Raw genomic sequence first — 20,015 nt, forward strand, 5'->3', positions numbered from 1 at the left:
AACTTGTATGTGGTGCTTCGTTCCTATTTTCAGGAAAAAGAAAGAAGGACAGAGGTTTCGCTCCGTCCTTCAGCTCCTATTCTACCAGTTTTTTATTCACGTAAATAATAACCCCTGCGCCATATGCCAAAATAAGCGGCGGAATCAGCTGCTCCTGGCCTTGAAATGAGATAAAGCTGTTCAGCAGAATGAACAAACCGGAATTCAAGAAAAAGTAGCCTGCTATTCTGGCCAGCCGATCCTTATCCCGGATACGTGCCTCATTAAACCCCGCCAGCATCCACGTCTGTTTTTTGATCCCGACAAAATAGGCTACCACAAAGAATAAAAGCGAAATGACAATTAATAGATAATTGATGCTGATCTCCATATTACAGCCTCCTACAACATTACTTGACGTTTAAATAAAGAAAAAAAGCGGCACAGCTAACCACAATCAGCAGAAGGACGACGAATGCATTGATGAGCGGCTGCACAAGAAGCAGAACAGCCAAAAACAGCAGATAGCCCGCACCGACCCTAGAAATCGTGACAATCTCATGTTGAGAGCGCATTTTGTTTTTTCTTACACCCGCAAACATCATTAACTTCTTCCGCTTCCACACATAGCCTGCGAGCACCGCCAAATAAAGAGCCAATGGCGCATATCTGTATGAGGGCGGCAGCAGCGGCAGGAGTATGATTACAGCAATGAGAAAAACTGAAAGTCCGCTTTTTCCTAACACAGAACCCCTCCGTTTTTGTTCCTTCCCTTCACCCATCATCGCTTCGGCAAGCTCTTTCGGATGAGAAAACTCATTTTCGACAGCTTCCCGCAGATCCTCTACACTATGGCCGGCATTCATTCTGTCTTGTACAAAAGCGGTTAAATGGCCCTTCAGTTCGGCTATCGTATTTTCTCTCTCTACTTCAGGCATATTCGCCAGCTCAGCGTTTAGTTCCTCCGTATAGCGGTCAATGATGTGCTGTTCATTCATAGCAAATCCCCCGATAAAGACAATAAAGCTTGATGGGTTTCCAGGTACTTCTCCAGCCGTTCTTTTAACATCTCTTCTCCTTTTTGCGTCATTTTGTAGTACTTCCTTTTCGGGCCGTCCAAAGAATCTTGCCAAAAAAATTCGACCCAGTCCTTCTCCGTCATCCGTTTCAAAATCGGATAAATCGCACCCTCTGAAATAGCCAGTGCCGGGGTTGTTTTTAAGGACGATGTCAGCTCATAACCATACATCGGTTTTGAGCGCAGCAGGGATAAAATAGCCAGCTCGAAAATCCCTTTGCGAAATTGAACAATCCAGCGGTCGTTAATTTGATTCGTTTTCATGGTTTAAATATATCGAAAAAATCACTATATATCAATGACATATAGCTATGAAAAATGTCCTATTTTTCCCATTAACAAAAATGGAATTTCTCATACTTTTTAACCTTTTTATTACAAAAATGTTTTTATATTATGAAAAGTAAGAAAAGTGAATTTCTTCAGTTTGAAAAGGAGCAGTCGAATGCAGAAATCGATATCATTTTTTATCATTTTTTCAGTCCTCTGGGGGTCTTTATTTCTGTTTTCAATCATTGGCAGCTTAGGGACAACCCCGATTCCGCTGACAAAGGACTCCAAATTTCTCATGTCCAGCGTCATTCCTCAAGGCTGGGGCTTTTTCAGCAAAAACCCCCGTGATACCGCCATCGGCTTATATGAAGATGGAGATGCCAGCGCCAAGGTCAGGTGGCCTAATATGAGGGCTGATAATCTATTCGGCCTGTATCGTTATGGGCGATCGCAGGGCGTAGAAATGGGCGTGATCTACAGCCAAGTCGGCAAGGAACAGTGGACAGAATGTAAAGAAACGAACCTGAGTGCCTGCAAAAGCAAAGCCAAAACCGTTCAGCTGCAAACACCGGCGCCCCGCCCGCTGCTTTGCGGCAGCTATTATTTGACGAAAGAGGACATCGTTCCATGGAGCTATTCTAAATACACCGCTTCGTCTTATCAGGTAAAAAGCATAGTCAAGGTTGTGATCTCATGCTCGAAAACATAAAACAGACCATCACCGGATGGGACCAAAAAAACCCGTGGACAAATGTATACGGACTCGCGCGAAGCATTATTGCTTTATCCAGCCTGCTGACGCTGCTTGTCAATCATCCGAGCCTCATTATGAAGCCAGCCAGCGGAATCAGCAGTTACCCTGCTTGTAAAATGAATCTCAGTCTCTTTTGCCTCGGCGAAAATAACTATATGATGTTAAATCTGTTCAGGTGGGTCTGTATTGCCATTCTGGTGCTTGTTGTGATCGGGTGGCGCCCCAGAATCACCGGGATTCTCCATTGGTATGTCAGTTACAGCCTGCAGTCGTCGTTAATTGTCATCGACGGAGGCGAGCAGGCAGCCGCGGTTATCACATTTTTGCTGATTCCTATCACGCTGACCGACCCGAGAAAATGGCATTGGAGCGGAAGGCCTGATGATGCAAAGGGCCAAAGAACAATTGGAAAAATCACAGCATTTATTTCTTATTTTGTCATCAGACTCCAAGTGGCAGTGCTTTATTTTCACTCTACTGTCGCTAAGCTGTCTCAGCAGGAATGGGTTGACGGTACAGCCGTCTATTATTTCGCCCAGGAAAAAACCATCGGCTTCAACGGCTTTTTTCAGGCATTAACGAAGCCGTTTGTGACTAGTCCGTTTGTGGTGATTCCGACATGGGGGACGCTTCTCGTCCAGATTGTCATCTTTGCGGCACTGTTCGCGCCGAAGAAGCATTGGAGATTGATTTTAATCATCGCTGTTTTTATGCACGAGATATTCGCGGTTATGCTGGGTTTAATCAGCTTTTCACTCATCATGGCCGGCATTTTGATATTGTATCTCACTCCAATTGATTCCACGTTTCAATTTACATATATACGCAGACTGAAGTGGAATAAAAAAGAAAAGAAGGGAGAGGTTTCAGTTTGAAGAAGGCGTTTCTTGTATTTTTGTCGGTTGTATTGGTGACGACAGTGTTTTTGGTGAAGCAGCAGGAAAGTGTAGCACAGGCGAAGCAGCTTGAGTATTCAGGTGAAGAGATTTTTAAAGGGTTTGTGTTTGCTCAGGGTGAAGTGGGCAAAAAGCTTCCAGAGGTATTTAATAAAGCCATGACTGACAAGCTCAACACAAAACAGGCAAAGGCTTTTGCCAATCAGGTTGTTGCTGATATCAAAAAAGAGGATGCTGACTTTTTTGACAATCTGAAGAAAGCTGTTTACAGCAAAGATGCAATGAAGGTAGATGAACTGCTGAAAAAAGCAGGTCAAATCGTTGAAGAAAAAGTAGAAGCTGCAAAGGACATCGCCGCTTCCAAGGATGATACGTCCAGAGTTCAAGCCGAGCTCGTCAACACGGTCGATACCGCTAACTATTTCTATTATGTTTCTTATGTTGCCGCAGCCGGTGCGCTGATTCTTGTCATTCTTGCTATTGATATTACGCCGATCGCGATTTCAGACAATGTGGATCGCGAAATGGCAATCAGAACGCTGGTTGATGAATTAAATTAGAAATAAAAAAGGCTCGCTCCGCAGTTCTGCTGCAGGTGAGCCTTTTTCATGCACTATTTTTTCTCGTATGTCCAGCCGTCTTCCTGATACACTTTTCCGTTTTTCATTAAGTGGCCAAGCGCCCGTTTAAAGGCAGCCTTGCTCATGTTAAAACGTTCTTTGATATCATCGGGCTGGCTTTTGTCGCTGTACGGCATGGCGCCGTTTCTCGTTCTTAAATACGTAAGAATATACTCGGCATCAACAGACAGCGCATCCTGCTTTCTCGGAAGAAGCGACATATTCACTGAGCCGTCTTCCTTCACTTGAATCACACGTCCTGTCACTCTTGAGCCGAGTCTAGGCTCTTCTTTTCTTTCTGATGAATGAATAAAACCGCGGATTCCGTCATCCGTAATGATGAACGATCCTGAAGCGATCAGCCTGTACACCGTTCCGGTCAGCTCTTTATTCATCAGATCGTCTGAAGCGTCCGTAAACAGCTCGCTGATGATGTCCTCCGGTGCGGGTTTGGCAAACATGCGCCCCCGATTTGTCACCTTCAGCATACAGTAGAGCTTATCCCCTTTTTGCGGCCAGACATCTTCATACGGCGGCAGATGCTCTGTTGCGACAAGCGCGTCTTTCGAAAGGCCGACATCGACGAATACGCCCATATCATCTACCGTGTCCACCACTTCTACCCATCCGTACTCATCAGCGCTGATGACCGGAATTTTCATCGTTGCTGCAAGCCGTTCCTGCTGGTCAACGTATATAAAGACCTCTACCTCATCTCTGTCTTCTATATCCTCTGTCACTTCACTGTTATGTAAGAGAATCGTATCTTCTCCATCGGTTAAAAAGTAACCGAAGTCCGTTTCGTGATCTATACTCAAGGTTAATTGCTGCCCTGGTCTCATGCTATCGTCCTTCCTCTTCCCGCTTATTTCACTGCGGATCTTGTTAACATTTTTTCCAATCATCACAAATTGATTCTTTGTTCTGTTGGAAGTTTCTCTTTATTCTACTATAATCAACACATAAGTTAAATGTTATGGAGGTTTTCATATGGCAAAAGAAAGTTCATTTGATATTGTATCCAAGGTGGAGCTCCCTGAGGTGCAAAACGCGATTCAAATCGCACTGAAGGAAATCAGCACACGCTATGACTTCAAAGGGAGCAAAAGCGACATTTCATTAGATAAAGAAGAGCTTGTTCTTGTTTCCGATGACGAATTTAAATTAAGCCAGCTCAAGGATGTGCTTGTCAGCAAATTGATTAAGCGCAGCGTGCCGACAAAAAACATTGATTACGCCAAAATTGAGAACGCGTCCGGCGGCACCGTACGCCAGCGCGCAAAGCTTGTTCAAGGGATTGACAAAGACAACGCCAAAAAAATCAATACCATCATCAAAAACTCCGGACTGAAAGTAAAATCTCAAGTGCAGGATGATCAAGTGCGTGTCACCGGAAAAAACAAGGATGATCTTCAGCAGGTTATCGCAGCAGTTCGAGGTGCCGATCTGCCAATTGACGTTCAATTTATAAATTTCAGATAAATTTTCTGATTCCTATTGATTATTGTCTTTATTTTCGGTAAATTTGGAGAAAGGGAAAATGCCAGGCATCTTTTGGCAGCTCCTGACATGTAAAATTTCATATCCGTTCTTATCAAGAGAAGCAGAGGGACTGGCCCGACGAAGCTTCAGCAACCGGTGTAATGGCGCATTGCCATGACCAAGGTGCTAAATCCAGCAAGCTCGAACAGCTTGGAAGATAAGAAGAGACAATATCACTGACAAAGTCTTCTTCTTAAGAGGACTTTTTTTATTTCTCTTTTTTCCTTGCTGAATGTGAATAAAGGAGGCAGACAATGGGACTTTTAGAAGATTTGAAGAAACAGGTGTTAATCGGTGACGGCGCAATGGGCACGCTGCTTTACTCCTTCGGAATAGACAGGTGCTTTGAGGAGCTTAATCTTTCAAAACCTGAGGAAATTCAGCGTATACATAAAGCCTATGTCGAAGCGGGAGCAAACATCATTCAAACCAACACGTACGGAGCGAACTATATTAAATTATCGAGACACGGCCTTGAAGATGACATCAAAAAAATGAATCAGGAGGCTGTAAAAATCGCGCGGGCTTCCGCCGGCGATGCGTATGTGCTCGGGACGATGGGCGGCATCCGCACGTTTAACAAAAATGCGTACAGCCTTGACGAAATCAAACGAAGCTTTCGCGAACAGCTGTATTTACTGCTGCATGAAGAGCCGGACGGTTTGCTGTTAGAAACGTATTATGATTTGGAAGAAGCCCGTGCAGTGCTGAAAATCGCCCGAAAAGAAACCGATCTTCCGATTATGCTGAATGTATCCATGCATGAGCAAGGCGTACTTCAGGATGGAACGCCGCTTTCTGATGCGCTGCGCTCGGTTGCGGATCTCGGTGCCGATATCGTCGGCATTAACTGCCGGCTCGGCCCTTACCACATGATTGAAGCGCTCAGTGAAGTGCCGATTTTTGATGACGTGTTTTTATCTGTCTACCCGAACAGCAGCCTCCCCTCACTCGAAGAAGGCCGGCTTGTATATGAAACTGACGACAAGTATTTTCAAAACAGCGCGGCTGAGTTCCGCAAGCAAGGCGCGCGGATTATCGGCGGCTGCTGCGGCACCACGCCAAACCATATCCGGGCTATGGCAGAAGCTGTGGGCGGACTCGCCCCTGTTACGGAAAAGCATGTAAAGGTTCGGGCAAAGGAATTGGTGACTGTTCAGCACGAACGGACAGAGCCGGGATTAAATGAAATCGCTGCGGAAAAGCGCTCAATTATTGTTGAGCTGGACCCGCCGAAGAAATTGAGCTTTGACAAATTTCTGTCCGCCGCTGCTGAATTAAAAGAAGCGGGAATTGATGCCCTGACGCTCGCCGATAACTCACTGGCAACCCCGCGGATCAGCAATGTTGCCTGCGGCGCCCTTGTCAAGCAGCAGCTCGATATGCGGTCTCTTGTCCATATTACATGCCGGGACCGAAACATTATCGGACTCCAGTCACATTTAATGGGACTCGACACATTAGGGCTGCATGATGTGCTGGCGATTACCGGCGATCCTTCTAAAATCGGTGATTTCCCGGGTGCAACGTCTGTCTATGATTTAACATCCTTTGATTTAATCAGGCTGATTAAACAGTTCAATGAAGGGCTGTCTCTGTCCGGAAAACCGCTCGGAAAGAAAACCAATTTCTCAGTGGCCGCTGCTTTTAATCCAAACGTCCGCCATCTCGATAAAGCCGTAAAACGGCTGGAGAAAAAAATAGACTGCGGCGCTGATTATTTTATCTCACAGCCCGTCTATTCGGAGCAGCAGCTTGTCGATATTCATAATGAAACAAAGCATTTGAAGACTCCGATTTATATCGGCGTTATGCCGCTGACTAGCAGCCGGAACGCTGAGTTTATCCATAACGAAATTCCCGGCATCAAGCTGTCCGATTCCATCCGCGAAAAAATGGCGCGCGCCGGCGAAGATAAAGAGAAACAAAAGGCGGAAGGCCTTGCGATTGCACGCTCCCTGCTGGATACTGCCTGCGAGCTGTTTAACGGCATCTATTTAATCACGCCTTTTCTCAGATCTGACTTGACGTCGGAACTTACTTCTTACATTAAGCAAAAAGATGAACAGCGTCAGAATATTTATTTGCATTAACATCGCTTTCTAAGACTGTCCGAACCAATTGGGCAGTCTTTTTCAAACCCGATTCGTGTTACGATATAGAAAATAAATCACATAAGAGGAGGAACATCATGCTTGAAGTGAAAACCATACCCGCAGAAGATACATATGAAATCAGGAACCGCATTTTGCGTCCCCATCAATCAATTGAACAATGCAAATATGAACAGGATCAAGCAGAAGGCTCTTTCCATCTCGGCGCTTTTTTTGAAGGAACGCTGATCAGCATCGCTTCCTTTTCTCCCGAAAATCAGCCGCTATTGACTGAATCACCCGCATATCGGCTTAGAGGCATGGCAACGCTCGAAGAATACCGTGATCAAAAAGCCGGAAGCACACTGATCACATACGCGGAGCAGAAGCTGGCCGATATGGGCGTGCAGGCGGTCTGGTGCAACGCAAGATACCATGTGAAAGGCTATTATGAAAAGCTTGGCTGGAAAGAACTTGGCGAGCCGTTTGAGATTTCCGGCATTGGCACCCATATTGTGATGTACAAAAAAACAGGAACAAGCAGGTGATGACATGCATTCAGCAATTGAGCTGATTCAGCTTACTGAAAAACATGTGCCCGGCCTATTGCGTCTGTGCCGGCAAGCCGGGTGGCCGGATTACGGCGAACGAGAGCTACAGTTGCTTGTAAAACATGGACGCTTCTTCGGGTATCAAAACAGCCAAGGAGACATCATCTCCTGCATCGGTTTGTTTTTGTATGGCCGACTTGCTTCTATCGGACTCGTTATCGTCGACAACGAGTACAAACGGCGAGGTCTGGGGCGGCGTATGGTGAACGCGTGTATCAGCCAAGTCGATGAAAACACCGCCATCATGCTTTGCGCCACGAAGGAAGGTTTGCCGCTTTATGAAAAAGCCGGATTTCAAACAGCGGGTTCAATCCGCAAATACAGCTGTCAAAGCTTCAAGCCGCTTACAAAGCAGCATGACATTGAACTGACATCTTTTACAGAAAAGGATTTTCCGGAATTAATCGCGGCTGATCAAGCCGCCTTTGGCGGAGACAGAGCAGCACTTCTGCATCATTTGATCTCTCAGTCAGCGGAATGTGTAATTGCCAGAAATAATGAAGGCACATTCATTGGCTATGGCTTATCTGTCCAAACACCGGCCAATCTGAAATTAGGCCCGCTTATCGCACCGTCACCGGGTCTCGCTGCTGTATTGGTCAACAGGCTGGCCGCAGGAAAACAAGGACCCATCCGAATCGACGTGCCTGGGGAAAGCCCGTTGCTGCATGACAGCCTGGAAGCAATGGGATTTCACTTAGACGATGAGCCCCCGCTTATGATGTACCAAAAAAAGATGCTGCCTGCACGAAACAGACAATTATTCGCTGTCATCTCACAGGCGCTCGGTTAACCTTTTTTACCCGAACAGGAAGATTCTGTTCGGTTTTTTTAATGCCTTCAGGGACACTCTAAGCAGAAGAAAAGGAGTGTGCTTTGAGATGGAAACATCAAAACAAAATAACGGAATGACGATTGTAGCTATCGGTTCAATCCCTTTAATATTAACCCTTGGAAACTCTATGCTTATTCCTATACTGCCAAAAATGAAATCTGAACTTCATTTATCCCAATTTCAAGTCAGTCTCGTGATCACGGTGTTTTCCCTGATTGCGGCGTTTGCGATTCCGATTGTCGGCTATCTCGCAGACCGGTTTTCACGGAAAATCATCATTATTCCCTGCTTATTTTTGTATGGAGCAGGCGGATTGCTGGCCGGGTTTGCGGCAGGTTTTTTTGACAATGCTTATCCGTGGGTCATGGCTGGCCGGGCTCTTCAGGGTATCGGAGCAGCCGGAACGGGACCGATTGCGATGGCGCTGTCAGCGGACCTATTTAAAGGCGCGCAGGAAAGCAGAGTGCTCGGCCTTGTTGAAGCGTCAAACGGAATGGGGAAAGTTCTATCGCCGATTATTGGCTCACTTATCGCCCTGATCGTTTGGTATGGCGCATTTTTTGCCTTTCCTGTGTTTTGTATCATTTCAATCGTACTGACTTGGATTTTTATTAAAGAAAAGGAAAAAGAAAAAGAACCGCCTCCTATCGGAAAATATGCAAAAGGGCTGTTAAGTGTATTTAAGCATGAAGGCAGATGGCTGTTTACCGCTTATTTAGCCGGGGCTACCTGTTTGTTTACCTTATTCGGCATTTTGTTTTACCTATCAGACGTACTGGAAAAAACATACGATACAGACGGCGTCAAAAAAGGGCTGATTTTGGCGATTCCCCTTTTGGTCATGTGTGTGACATCTTATACGACGGGCAGCAAAATCGGGCAAAAGCAATCGTTAATGAAAAAGCTGATCGTCATCGGTTTAGCGTTTATGACTGTGTCTTACGCGGCACTGTCATTCATTGAAAATCTCGTCCTGTTTATCAGCGTTCTCGTGCTGAGCAGTATCGGTTCAGGCCTTGTCCTTCCTTGTATTAACAGCTTTATCACAGGCGCTGTCGGCAAAGAACGACGGGGTTTTGTGACATCGCTGTACGGATCAGTGCGTTTTCTGGGGGTGGCGATCGGGCCTCCTATTTTCGGGCGCTTGATGCAGTGGTCAAGACCCGGCATGTTCTTAAGCATTGCGGGCTTGACACTGGTTGTCGGCATTCTTGTGCTTACGCTGATTCATGTCAAACAAAATAAAGACGAGCAGAATGAAAAAGAAGAGCCTGCAATGAATGGCAATCGGCTTCAGCCGGCTGAGGAAAGGTAGCGTCCGGTTTGAAAATCGAACGGATCGAGACCTTTCCGCTCTTGCACCGATTAGAGAAACCTTACGGAGATGCAAACGGATTTAAACAATACCGGACATGCTATCTGATCAGAATTATCACAGAAAGCGGCATTGACGGCTGGGGAGAGTGCGCGGATTGGCTCCCGGCCCTGCATGTCGGTTTCACAAAACGAATCATTCCCTATCTCTTAGGTAAACAGGCAGGCAGCCGCCTGCCTTTAGTGCGCACAATCAAAAAATGGCATCAGCGGGCGGCATCGGCTGTAAGTATGGCACTGACGGAGATTGCGGCAAAAACAGCAGGTTGTTCCGTATGCGACATGTGGGGCGGACGGTACAGAGAAGAACTTCCTGTATATGCCTCTTTCCAATCATATTCAGACCATCCGCAATGGATCAGCAGCTCGCTTACGAATGTTGAAGTTCAATTGAAACAGGGCTTCAATCAAATCAAAGTCAAAATCGGCGGGACAACCTTTGAGGAAGATGTGCGGCATATCACTGCCCTGCAAACCACGGCCGGCAGCTCTGTTTCTATTATTCTGGATGCAAACCAAAGCTACGATACAGCAGCAGCTTTAAAGTGGGAGCGTCTTTTTTCGAAATGGGCCAATATTAGCTGGCTGGAAGAGCCTCTGCCTTTTGACCAGCCGCAGGATTACACTTTGCTGCGGAGCCGTTTATCCGTTCCTGTCGCCGGCGGAGAAAATATGAAAGGCGCGGCACAATTTGCGCCTCTCCTCTCACAGCGCTGCCTGGATATTATTCAGCCTGATGTCATGCATGTCAATGGAATCGATGAGTTTCGCGACTGCCTCCAGCTCGCGCGTTATTTCGGTGTGAGAGCGTCTGCCCATGCCTATGACGGCGCTCTTTCCCGGCTTTATGCCTTATTTGCGCAAGCCTGCCTGCCTCCGTGGTCAAAAATGGAGAACGACCAAATTGAACCGATTGAGTGGGACGTAATGGAGAATCCTTTTACAGAACTGATCAGCCTTCAGCCTTCAAAAGGAATCGTGAACATCCCAAAAGGAACAGGGATCGGCAGAGAAATCAATATGGAGATCATCAATCGGTATATGTGGGATGGTTCAGCGTTTTAAACTGTCCCATCCCTTTATTTATAGACATAAATCATGGACAGCCTCATAAAATGGTAACAGCGGACAAGTCTTTTCATAAAGGAGCAAATGACTTAATGGCTGAACTGCTGATGAAAGCAAAACTCACGTTTATGATTGTCACAGGCGGTGTATTACAGGGACTCGGCATGTCCTTATTTTTATTTCCGCATGATATTCCGACAGGCGGGGCGGCAGGTATTGCGGTCTTATTGCACCATTTGTTTCACATTCCCCACGGCTTCTCGGTATGGGCTGTGAATGTGTCAATGCTTTTCACTGCTTTAAAATGGCTGGAGATGAGAACATTCACCGGCACTCTCGCCTCGATTACCGTCACCTCTGTATCGGTATTGATCTTCGATGTCATTTTTCCGGACATCACCTCAAACCTGTGGCTTGATTTGGCAAGCGGCGCTGTTTTATTAGGACTCGGCATCGGACTTTTATACAAATATAAAATTTCTAACGGAGGGTTTGGAGCCCTTGCTCTTATGATCTCAATTTACCGGGGCGGAAACCCGGGAACCATCTTGCTCATTATGAATTGCATCATTTTTATGATTACCGCATCAATTATTGCCTGGGGCATTGTGATTCAAGCTCTGATTTGCCAAGTGATATCAACAAGAGTCATCGACTTCATCTATAACATCCGCCTGACCTCTCTTCCCATACTTACGCCTATGTACCGTCATAAAAAATAATAGGCAAGAGGCTCTCCCGATACAGAGAGCCCCGCAGCCGCTGTTTTACAAATAAAAGGTATCGGATCTTAACCCCAAGCGCAAAGTCTCCAGAGCAATCGCATCATGAAATGAGATATTCGCCAGATTGACATTCGGCCCGATCCTTTGAATAAAACCTTGCTGGAGCGTTTTGTTCGGTGCTTCAAATATCATTCGGCTGATATCGATATCCGACAAAATGATATCATCAACGATTTGAAACCGGACATCTCCGCTGCTGGAACAGATCCCTCCTGTCCCGCTTTCCCTTGCTTCCGTAATCACTTTCTCTGCGCCTGCCTCCATATCTTCGAGAATATACTCAAGCCATTCCTCAGAGCACTGGCAGCTTGATACTTCCTCATCCTTGCTGCCCACCTCGCTGAGCACAAGAAATTCATCAGAAAAATCAGCAATATAAGCCGCTTTTTCTTTATTCGTCATCGGGAGAGTGCCGTTTGAAATCTCAATATATTCGCACCCGAAGTAGGTGCAGTACCGATGAAATTCGTTGACTTTATTCTGGCTTACATATTTCTCAAACAGCGTGCCGCCGAAGAAAAACTTCACGTCATGCTCTTTCAGGGAGCTGATTTTTTCTTCAAGGTCTTTCGTAAGTAATGAAGTGCCCCAGCCGAACTTCACAAAATCTATATAGTCGGATGCCGCGCCTATCACATCTTTGAAAAACTGTAAGGGGTAGCCGTTGTCGATTAAAATGGTCTGTCCGTTTTCCCTCGGTTTACTTGTTCTCATTGGCAATTCTAGTGAAAAATCATTCATATCATGACCCTCTCAATCGTTGGAACTTCTCTTTCTTGTTTTACTTTCATCACGAAATCGCCCATTATTTCTTTTGTACAGTACGCAATGTCTTCCGGTTCAAATAACGGCTGGCTCCTGTCAAAAAACTTCTCCGCAACGGATGAGTTTTTGATTCTTTCAATCACTTCGGCCGCCGCACCATTCGTCCCTTCTATGATGCCTTTGATATATTCCGCACACGCCATATCATCATCACCTGACGGATGGGAAGCCACAATGTTCAGCACACAATCTTTTGCAGCGAGCTTATTCACATATTCCGCTGTTGTTCTGGCATTAGAAAATCCGGTCACAAAAAGATGCTTGGCCTTCAGCGCTCCTAACGCCGCTGTGACGCCGTTTGTCGTTTTCTGGATCAGCCGCTTATCCGCCATATCCTGCTCTGCCATACGTTTTGGAGAATTATCCAAATCAAATCCTTTGATTCCGACCCCCTTTTCCTCTCCTGTTAATACATAATCCGGATAGGTTTCTTTCAACTTGAAAGCTTCTTCAGTTGTCCGGACCAAGAGAATTTCTTTCGCCCCGCCGATAAAAGCAAAATGGGCCACGGTAAAGGCTCGAATGACGTCAATAACGATATTGATATCTGCCGGGGCAAGTGAATGATGATGCCCCTGATAAATGGTAATCGGCATAATACCTCTCCTTGGGCATAAAACCATTTTGCTAAAAAGCATATTCAGCTGGTCTCTTATTGGTTCCGCCGCGCCTCCGTCTCCTCATTTTAGGCGGCCGCACACCTAAAAACCCTGAACCTTTATCTCAAAAGTGAATAGTCTGCCTATAACTCGATCAATAGATAAAAAACAGACAGATGCAAAACGGGGGGAAAATATTGAACGAACACATCACCTTTGACACATGGAACGAAACGCTGGCAAAAGAGATGACGGACCAATTGATCGATGAGCTCGATGTATTGAAATGGGCTTACAGGACATACGGGGATAAGATCGTGTATGCATGCAGCTTTGGCGCTGAAGGGATGGTGCTTCTCGACTTAATTTCAAAGATCAACAAACATGCGCACATCATCTTTTTAGATACAGGGCTCCATTTTCAGGAAACATATGAGCTGATCGAAGCCGTCAAACAAAAATACCCGGCATTTACGATCCAGCTGCTTGAACCCGAGCTGAACTTAAAAGAACAAGCGGCGCAATACGGCGATGAATTATGGAAACACAACCCGAATCTCTGCTGTCAATTACGGAAAATCGCACCTCTGCAAAAACACTTATCTGGCATGACAGCTTGGATTTCAGGTCTGCGCCGGGAGCAATCGCCGACGAGAAAGCATATTCAATTCATCAATCAGGATCAGAAATTTAAGCTTATTAAAATCTGTCCGCTCATTCACTGGACATGGGATGATGTTTGGACGTACATCCGGCTCCACAATTTGCCTTACAACAAACTGCACGATCAAAATTACCCGAGCATAGGCTGTGAAATGTGCACATTGCCTTCTTCAAACCCAAATGATGAGAGAGCGGGAAGATGGGCCGGACGCGAGAAAACTGAATGCGGTCTGCACCAGGAATGAAAGACCGTATGTCGTGAGAATGGAAGCGCCGGCAGGTTTCAATCTACATTTTCTATTGATGAGAAAGCCCGTCCAGCGAAGAAATGGCAGACTATTAAAAAACAATGTAAAACGCAAAGATGGAGGTTAAGCACGTGAATGCAATCGAGCCCCATGGAGGGGTGTTAATCAACCGCTTCGATCCCGCATGCACTTTTGATGGCTGCACTTGCGAAGCTGAGCTTGATCAGCTGGCGCTGAGCGACCTCGAGCTTATCGCGATCGGCGGCTACAGCCCGTTAACAGGTTTTTTGGGAGAAAAAGATTATCATTCCGTTGTGAAAGAGATGAGGCTGGCGAACGGTTTGCCGTGGAGCCTGCCTATTACGCTGCCTGTCAGCGAAGAAACAGCCAAACAGCTGTCTGTCGGAAATCACGTGAAGCTTGTGAAACACGGCGTGACGTACGGCATGATGACAGTGACCGATATCTATCAGCCAGATAAAACACAGGAGGCGCTGTCTGTTTATAAAACAAACGATCCCGCCCACCCCGGAGTAAAAAAACTGCTGGAGCGTCCGGACTTTTGTATTGGAGGGCCTATCCTTGTCAGCCGCCTTCCCGATAAGTCCTTCGAACAGTTTTATGCAGCACCCGCACAAACGAGAACGGCCTTTGAAAAGCTCGGCTGGAAAACGATTGTCGGCTTTCAGACGCGGAATCCCGTTCACAGAGCCCATGAATATATTCAAAAAACAGCGTTGGAAACCGTCGACGGTCTGCTGCTTCATCCGCTAGTAGGAGAAACGAAATCAGATGATATTCCGAGTGATATCAGAATGGAAAGCTACCAAGTGTTGCTTGACCAGTATTATCCAAAGGATCGGGTGATGTTATCGGTGTTCCCTGCCGCCATGCGGTATGCCGGACCGCGTGAAGCGATTTTCCATGCGCTCGTCCGCAAAAATTACGGCTGCACCCATTTTATCGTCGGACGCGATCATGCAGGCGTCGGCAGCTATTACGGAACATACGACGCACAGACCATTTTCGGATCATTCACCGAGGAAGAGCTGGGTATCAAGCCGCTGTTTTTTGAGCATAGCTTTTACTGCCGGAAATGCGGAAATATGGGCACCTCCAAAACGTGTCCGCACAGCGCGAGAGATCACATCCATTTATCAGGCACCAAAGTGAGAGAGCTTCTCCGCCAAGGCAAAAAGCCGCCGAAAGAATTCAGCCGGCCCGAAGTTGCAAGCGTGCTGATAAAAGGGCTCCATCAGCAGCCTGTTGCCATTCAGAGAAACAGCGGGGGATCAGAATGACACACAACCCGAATATCGTTTGGCATCCAGCGGTGATCCAAAAATCTGACAGACAGAGCTTAAACGGACATAAAAGCTGCGCCCTTTGGTTTACCGGTCTGTCCGGCTCAGGAAAATCAGTGCTCGCCAATGCCGTAGATGAAAAGCTCTATCACATGGGAATTCGGAGTTATGTTCTTGACGGCGATAATATCCGCCACGGATTGAATCGAGATCTCGGCTTTCGGACTGAGGACAGAATAGAAAACATCCGCCGGATCGGGGAAGTCGCGAAGCTGTTTGTCGATAGCGGCCAAATGATCTTAACAGCCTTTATTTCTCCGTTCAGAGAGGATCGGGATATGGTCAGAGCGCTGTTTCCCGATGGAGAATTTCTCGAAATTTATGTGAAGTGCCCGCTCCAGATTTGCGAACAGCGGGATCCGAAAGGCCTTTATAAAAAAGCGCGCAACGGAGACATTAAACATTTCACGGGGATTGATTCTCCCTATGAAGCACCTCTTTCCCCCGATTTGATCATTGAATCTGACCAAACGTCCATTGCGGATGGAGCTGATTTGATCATCAAAAAATTGCAGCACAAAGGCATCATTTAAAAAACCCGACATTGATCGGGTTTTTTTATTTAGCAAACTGCGCAATCAGGCTGTTTATTTTTTCTTTTTCCTCATAAAAGAGCCCATGCCCATTGTTTTCAAACGGAACCAATTCCGATTGCTTTATGCCGCGTTTTAATACTTTTGCAAAATCAAACGGAGCGATTTTGTCCTTTCTGCCGTGCAGGATGAGTGTCGGCACCTTGATTTCCGCCAGATCCTTTCTGAGATCCTCGTCTCTTAACGCAATGCCTGAGTGAATCGTTCCGTAAGAGGAAGCATCCAGCAAAAGATTCTGGAACCATTGCTGGAACTCCGGAGAAACTTGTTTCTCAAAAAACTGTCTTCCCAGGTCAGCAAGCGTCTTCGGCCGATCGCTTTTGAATTGTTCAATCATGTCATCAATGTCCTGTTTCCTCATGCCGTACGGATAGCCCGGGCGCTTTGTAAATGCTGGCGCGGCCGCTGACAATAAAACCAGTTTATCGATATCGGCGCTCTCATGCCTTGCCATGTAACGGATCGCAATCGCACCTCCCATCGAAAAGCCGGCGAGAATCGCATTCTCAAGCTGAAGCGTATAAATAACGGCTTTCACGTCATCTGCCATCGTATTGTAATCGTAGCCTTCACACGGGCGGTCGGAATCACCGTAGCCCCGAAAATCGATGCCAATAAAACGGAATCCTCTTTTCGGCAGCTCATTCATTTGATATTCAAACATCTTATGGTTCAGCGGCCAGCCATGCAAGAAGATAATAGGCCTTCCATGCCCGATATCCTCCACAAACAGTGTCACATGCTCCTCGGTTTTTACGTAATGCCCCACTCCACATTCCTCCTGTTCCCTTTTCTTTCCCGTCTTGTAAACGCCTTGACGTGCGGGAAGCTTTGCATTTATGCTTACAAAACAAGCGGGGTGCAGCACCCAGAAAAGGCTCTTCACGTTTTACTATATGTATCAATCCGCGGAAACGATCAATGAAATTGATCCTGATGGCTTTAGGTTATTCAGGAATATAAAGGATGTCAAATGATGAATAAAACAGCGATTCAAAAACCGTACGTACCAGAAAACCTGCAAGCTGCCGATTTTCATGAAACGGCTGCAACAAATGATGTGATCAGCATGCATTTATTTGAAGATTGTTCAATTTCCGGTGAGGACATAGACAGGCTTTGTATTGAAAAAACCGTATTTCGGAATGTCGTGTTTATCGATGTTTCCTTTCGCTTTATTGAGCTGACAGATGTGATTTTCGAAAAATGCGATGTATCGAACGTCGATTTCAGCGAGGCTGTTCTGCACAGAACTTTATTTAAGCAATCGAAAATGGTCGGGATGAACCTAGCGGACTCAACGCTGCGGAATGTGTCGTTCGAGGAATGTCACGGGCAATTCAGTTCATTTTATTATTCAAATATGAAACACGTTCTGTTTCATCATTGTGTCCTTCTGCAAAGTGAATGCAGCAGCATGGCGCTCCAGCAGACACACTTTGATGCATGCGAACTGGAGGGCGCCAACTTTACCGGTACGTCACTTCAAAACGTGGACATCAGCTCCTGCCGGTTTGAACAGATCCATGTCTCACTAGACAAATTAAAGGGCTGCAAAATTGCTCCGGAGCACGCAATGGCCTTTGCGAGAGCGCTGGGAGCTGTCATCGTCTAGCTTAAGCCTGCGTCATCAGGCGGCGGGCTGTATCTGCAGCCGCCTTGATGCCGATTTTCAGATCCTGAAGAGACGCATAGGAATACGACAGCCGGATGCTGTGCCGGTCTTCGCCGTCATAAACGGAACCGGGGTTCACCAGCACCTGCTGTTTCAATAATTCAAGAAACAGTTGCCTGACAGGCAGTTGTTTATGGAATGTGACCCATATATAAAAGCCGCCGGCTGGGATTTCCCACTCGGCAATATCTCCTGCATACTGCTGAAGAAGCTGAAGTGCCGCGTCTCTCCTTTTCTTCAGCTCCTTTCTTACCCAAGCGAGGTGTTCTTCATAATATCCTTGTGACAGCCATTGCGCCGCGGCCCATTGAGAGAGGCCGCTCGATCCGTAATCCGTCTGCATTTTAATGTCAGCCAGCCTTTCAATAACTGGTTCCGGGCCGGTCAGCCAGCCGATTCGAAGACCGGGGCTTACTGTTTTCGAAAACGTGCCGAGATACAGGACATTTCCTTCCTGATCCATCGACTTTAACGGCAGCGGCGGCTGTTCTTCAAACCACAAATCACCGTACGCATCATCCTCAATGACCGGCAGCTGCTCTTTTTTTGACAGACTGACAACCTCTTCCCTTCTCTTCTCTGACATGACAATGCCAGTCGGATTATGAAACGACGGGATCGTGTAAAGCAACTGGCCCCCGTATTGCTTCCGGTAAGCTGAAATCAGCCCCGCCTGCATTCCTTCTTCATCCATCGGCACACCGCGAAGCCGCATCCCTGCGGATTGAAAAACATGCAAAGAGTGAAGATAGGAAGGTTTTTCTGTCAAAATGACTGAGTCCCGCTTTAAAAGCCCGATCGAAATGAGCTGGAGCGCCTGCAGTGCGCCGGATACAATTAAAATGACTGAAGGTGACACATTGATATGCTTTGTTTTTAAATGCTCAGCCACCGCCTCCCGCAGGTCTATATTTCCTTTCGGCTGTTCGTATGCTAAAGACAGAACATGCGGATTGATTTGCTGAAACATCCTGCGCATCGTTTCAGCCGGCAGCAGCTCTGGTGAAAGCTCTCCCGTCCCCAGCCGAATGATATCCGCTCGCGCCTCGTTTTTATTGATATCCTGAATGATAGAAGAATTGGGATGATGAATCCCTGAGCGGACATAGGTGCTCCAATCAAGCGGCGGAGCTGACGCAAGCACGCTCCATGTGCTGTTTACTACCTTTGTGCCGCCGCCTCTTCTCCCCTCTAACAGACCTTGAGACGTGAGTTCATCAATCGCCGATGTCACTGTGCTTCGGTTGACCTGAAACATATCCGCCAGCGTTCTTTGTGACGGAATTTTCGTCCCTACAGCCCACTCGCCATGGAGAATTTTTTCTTTTATATATTGTTCGATTTGCCGATGAAGCGGAATGTCCGATTCACGGCTTGGCTGCCAATGTGACAACGTCAAGCCCCCTTTTTTTCACATTATACATTTGGCTGGTTTCAAAACCAACCAAATGGCCGGAGACATGTAAAATCTTCTCTATTATTATGAGAAAAACAGATGTGAAAGGAGTTTTTCAGCATGAATGCAATGATTCACGGAATCGTGCTGGCCTTCAGCTTAATTTTGCCGCTGGGGGCGCAGAATGTGTTTATTTTTCAGCAGGGAGCGTGGCAAAGGCATATTTGGCTGGCGCTTCCAGCCGTCATCAGTGCTTCTGTCTGCGATACCCTGCTCATTGTGTTAGCGGTTGCGGGTGTATCTATCATTGTGCAGCAGGTGCCTGTTTTTGAGACGGGAATGATGGCCGTGGGATTTTTGTTTCTCATTTACATGGGCTGGGTGACATGGAACAGCCGTCCGAAAACGGATGACAAAGAAAACAATATATTCACAGCAAAGAAACAAGCCGCATTTGCCGCAGCCGTGTCTCTGTTAAACCCGCACGCCATTTTAGACACTGTCGGCGTCATCGGTACAAGCTCTTTACAATATTCAGGACTGGAGAAATGGCTCTTTATGGCCGCCTGCATCGCTGTGTCTTGGATTTGGTTTATCAGTCTTACAATAGCGGGCCGGCTGTTTCAGACGATAGATACGAGCGGCAGGCTTATGTTGATCGTAAACAAATGTTCTGCGGTGGTAATGTGGGCTGCCGCCGTCTATTTCTTGTTCTCGATCTTTCGTTAACTGGAGGAAACCACA

General features: G+C 46.6%; 22 protein-coding genes, 1 pseudogene and 1 riboswitch. Of the genes and pseudogenes, 15 read left to right on the forward strand and 8 right to left on the reverse strand.

Translation table 11 applies throughout. The features are described 5' to 3' along the window. Positions 1 to 76: 76 nt before the first annotated feature. From CJU60_RS09515 to CJU60_RS09525, 3 genes are read right to left on the reverse strand one after another with little or no spacing between them, the layout of a single operon-like run. Positions 77 to 370 (reverse strand): DUF3784 domain-containing protein, encoded by a 294-nt coding sequence (locus CJU60_RS09515; protein WP_024120885.1) that lies wholly within the window; start codon positions 368 to 370, stop codon positions 77 to 79. A 19-nt stretch (positions 371 to 389) separates the two neighbouring features. Then, entirely contained in the window at positions 390 to 977 is a 588-nt protein-coding gene (locus CJU60_RS09520; protein ID WP_095713642.1) for an HAAS signaling domain-containing protein, read from the reverse strand. Next, positions 974 to 1,321, reverse strand: a complete 348-nt coding sequence (locus tag CJU60_RS09525) for a PadR family transcriptional regulator (RefSeq protein ID WP_010333707.1) — start codon at positions 1,319 to 1,321, stop codon at positions 974 to 976. Before CJU60_RS09525 ends, CJU60_RS09520 begins: the two co-directional genes overlap by 4 nt. Before the next feature lie 181 nt (positions 1,322 to 1,502). Here CJU60_RS09525 and CJU60_RS09530 point away from each other — a divergent pair, with 181 nt between their 5' ends. From CJU60_RS09530 to CJU60_RS09540, 3 genes are read left to right on the forward strand one after another with little or no spacing between them, the layout of a single operon-like run. Next, positions 1,503 to 2,039, forward strand: coding sequence for an SdpA family antimicrobial peptide system protein (locus CJU60_RS09530; RefSeq protein ID WP_095713643.1), 537 nt, complete (start codon positions 1,503 to 1,505; stop codon positions 2,037 to 2,039). Continuing rightward, positions 2,024 to 2,959: a sporulation-delaying protein SdpB family protein gene (locus CJU60_RS09535; RefSeq protein WP_095713644.1), complete on the forward strand. Its 936-nt coding sequence runs from the start codon at positions 2,024 to 2,026 to the stop codon at positions 2,957 to 2,959. The genes CJU60_RS09530 and CJU60_RS09535 overlap by 16 nt, the downstream gene beginning before the upstream one ends. Beyond that, positions 2,956 to 3,540 (forward strand): sporulation delaying protein family toxin, encoded by a 585-nt coding sequence (locus CJU60_RS09540; RefSeq protein WP_024120881.1) that lies wholly within the window; start codon positions 2,956 to 2,958, stop codon positions 3,538 to 3,540. The genes CJU60_RS09535 and CJU60_RS09540 overlap by 4 nt, the downstream gene beginning before the upstream one ends. 53 nt (positions 3,541 to 3,593) lie before the next feature. Here the strand turns inward: CJU60_RS09540 and CJU60_RS09545 are convergent. Further along, positions 3,594 to 4,492: pseudogene (locus CJU60_RS09545) on the reverse strand (CvfB family protein). Between the two features lie 98 nt (positions 4,493 to 4,590). On the opposite strand from CJU60_RS09545, the gene CJU60_RS09550 reads away from it, so the two are divergent. The 7 genes from CJU60_RS09550 (at position 4,591) to CJU60_RS09580 (ending at position 11,845) form a co-directional block, all read left to right on the forward strand. Beyond that, complete coding sequence (locus CJU60_RS09550; RefSeq protein ID WP_044156433.1) at positions 4,591 to 5,082, forward strand: YajQ family cyclic di-GMP-binding protein; 492 nt, start codon at positions 4,591 to 4,593, stop codon at positions 5,080 to 5,082. Between the two features lie 106 nt (positions 5,083 to 5,188). After that, positions 5,189 to 5,306: riboswitch (SAM riboswitch) on the forward strand. Positions 5,307 to 5,396: 90 nt separating this feature from the next. Next, positions 5,397 to 7,235: a bifunctional homocysteine S-methyltransferase/methylenetetrahydrofolate reductase gene (locus CJU60_RS09555; RefSeq protein WP_095713646.1), complete on the forward strand. Its 1,839-nt coding sequence runs from the start codon at positions 5,397 to 5,399 to the stop codon at positions 7,233 to 7,235. A gap of 98 nt (positions 7,236 to 7,333) precedes the next feature. Continuing rightward, positions 7,334 to 7,783: a GNAT family N-acetyltransferase gene (locus CJU60_RS09560; protein WP_095713647.1), complete on the forward strand. Its 450-nt coding sequence runs from the start codon at positions 7,334 to 7,336 to the stop codon at positions 7,781 to 7,783. A gap of 4 nt (positions 7,784 to 7,787) precedes the next feature. After that, positions 7,788 to 8,639 carry a GNAT family N-acetyltransferase gene (locus CJU60_RS09565; RefSeq protein WP_095713648.1) on the forward strand — a complete coding sequence of 284 codons (852 nt, stop codon included), beginning with the start codon at positions 7,788 to 7,790 and terminating at the stop codon, positions 8,637 to 8,639. A gap of 88 nt (positions 8,640 to 8,727) precedes the next feature. After that, positions 8,728 to 9,996, forward strand: a complete 1,269-nt coding sequence (locus CJU60_RS09570; RefSeq protein WP_095713649.1) for an MFS transporter — start codon at positions 8,728 to 8,730, stop codon at positions 9,994 to 9,996. Between the two features lie 8 nt (positions 9,997 to 10,004). Beyond that, positions 10,005 to 11,120, forward strand: a complete 1,116-nt coding sequence (locus tag CJU60_RS09575) for a mandelate racemase/muconate lactonizing enzyme family protein (RefSeq protein WP_095713650.1) — start codon at positions 10,005 to 10,007, stop codon at positions 11,118 to 11,120. Positions 11,121 to 11,215: 95 nt separating this feature from the next. After that, positions 11,216 to 11,845 (forward strand): YitT family protein, encoded by a 630-nt coding sequence (locus CJU60_RS09580; protein ID WP_010333695.1) that lies wholly within the window; start codon positions 11,216 to 11,218, stop codon positions 11,843 to 11,845. 45 nt (positions 11,846 to 11,890) lie between these two features. On the opposite strand, the gene CJU60_RS09585 is transcribed toward CJU60_RS09580, so the two are convergent. Together CJU60_RS09585 and CJU60_RS09590 are read right to left on the reverse strand one after the other, a co-directional pair. Continuing rightward, on the reverse strand, positions 11,891 to 12,649 hold the full coding sequence (locus CJU60_RS09585; RefSeq protein ID WP_095713651.1) for a phosphosulfolactate synthase: 759 nt from the start codon (positions 12,647 to 12,649) through the stop codon (positions 11,891 to 11,893). After that, on the reverse strand, positions 12,646 to 13,329 hold the full coding sequence (locus tag CJU60_RS09590) for a 2-phosphosulfolactate phosphatase (RefSeq protein ID WP_024120871.1): 684 nt from the start codon (positions 13,327 to 13,329) through the stop codon (positions 12,646 to 12,648). Before CJU60_RS09590 ends, CJU60_RS09585 begins: the two co-directional genes overlap by 4 nt. Positions 13,330 to 13,529: 200 nt before the next feature. On the opposite strand from CJU60_RS09590, the gene CJU60_RS09595 reads away from it, so the two are divergent. From CJU60_RS09595 to cysC, 3 genes are all read left to right on the forward strand, one after another. Continuing rightward, positions 13,530 to 14,240 (forward strand): phosphoadenylyl-sulfate reductase, encoded by a 711-nt coding sequence (locus CJU60_RS09595; RefSeq protein ID WP_024120870.1) that lies wholly within the window; start codon positions 13,530 to 13,532, stop codon positions 14,238 to 14,240. 134 nt (positions 14,241 to 14,374) lie between these two features. Then, positions 14,375 to 15,544 (forward strand): sulfate adenylyltransferase, encoded by a 1,170-nt coding sequence (sat, locus tag CJU60_RS09600; protein WP_095713652.1) that lies wholly within the window; start codon positions 14,375 to 14,377, stop codon positions 15,542 to 15,544. Continuing rightward, positions 15,541 to 16,140, forward strand: coding sequence for an adenylyl-sulfate kinase (gene cysC / locus CJU60_RS09605; RefSeq protein WP_024120868.1), 600 nt, complete (start codon positions 15,541 to 15,543; stop codon positions 16,138 to 16,140). Before sat ends, cysC begins: the two co-directional genes overlap by 4 nt. 25 nt (positions 16,141 to 16,165) lie before the next feature. On the opposite strand, the gene CJU60_RS09610 is transcribed toward cysC, so the two are convergent. Next, positions 16,166 to 16,969, reverse strand: a complete 804-nt coding sequence (locus CJU60_RS09610; RefSeq protein WP_095713653.1) for an alpha/beta fold hydrolase — start codon at positions 16,967 to 16,969, stop codon at positions 16,166 to 16,168. Positions 16,970 to 17,176: 207 nt separating this feature from the next. Here CJU60_RS09610 and CJU60_RS09615 point away from each other — a divergent pair, with 207 nt between their 5' ends. Beyond that, positions 17,177 to 17,815 (forward strand): pentapeptide repeat-containing protein, encoded by a 639-nt coding sequence (locus CJU60_RS09615; protein ID WP_095713654.1) that lies wholly within the window; start codon positions 17,177 to 17,179, stop codon positions 17,813 to 17,815. 1 nt (position 17,816) lies between these two features. On the opposite strand, the gene pdxR is transcribed toward CJU60_RS09615, so the two are convergent. Further along, complete coding sequence (gene pdxR, locus CJU60_RS09620; RefSeq protein WP_095713655.1) at positions 17,817 to 19,274, reverse strand: MocR-like pyridoxine biosynthesis transcription factor PdxR; 1,458 nt, start codon at positions 19,272 to 19,274, stop codon at positions 17,817 to 17,819. Between the two features lie 117 nt (positions 19,275 to 19,391). Here pdxR and CJU60_RS09625 point away from each other — a divergent pair, with 117 nt between their 5' ends. Continuing rightward, a complete protein-coding gene (locus tag CJU60_RS09625) occupies positions 19,392 to 20,000 on the forward strand; it encodes a LysE/ArgO family amino acid transporter (RefSeq protein ID WP_095713656.1) in 609 nt (202 codons plus the stop codon). Positions 20,001 to 20,015: the final 15 nt, after the last annotated feature.

The organism is Bacillus sp. 7705b (genome assembly GCF_002289525.1).
Lineage (GTDB): Bacteria > Bacillota > Bacilli > Bacillales > Bacillaceae > Bacillus > Bacillus halotolerans.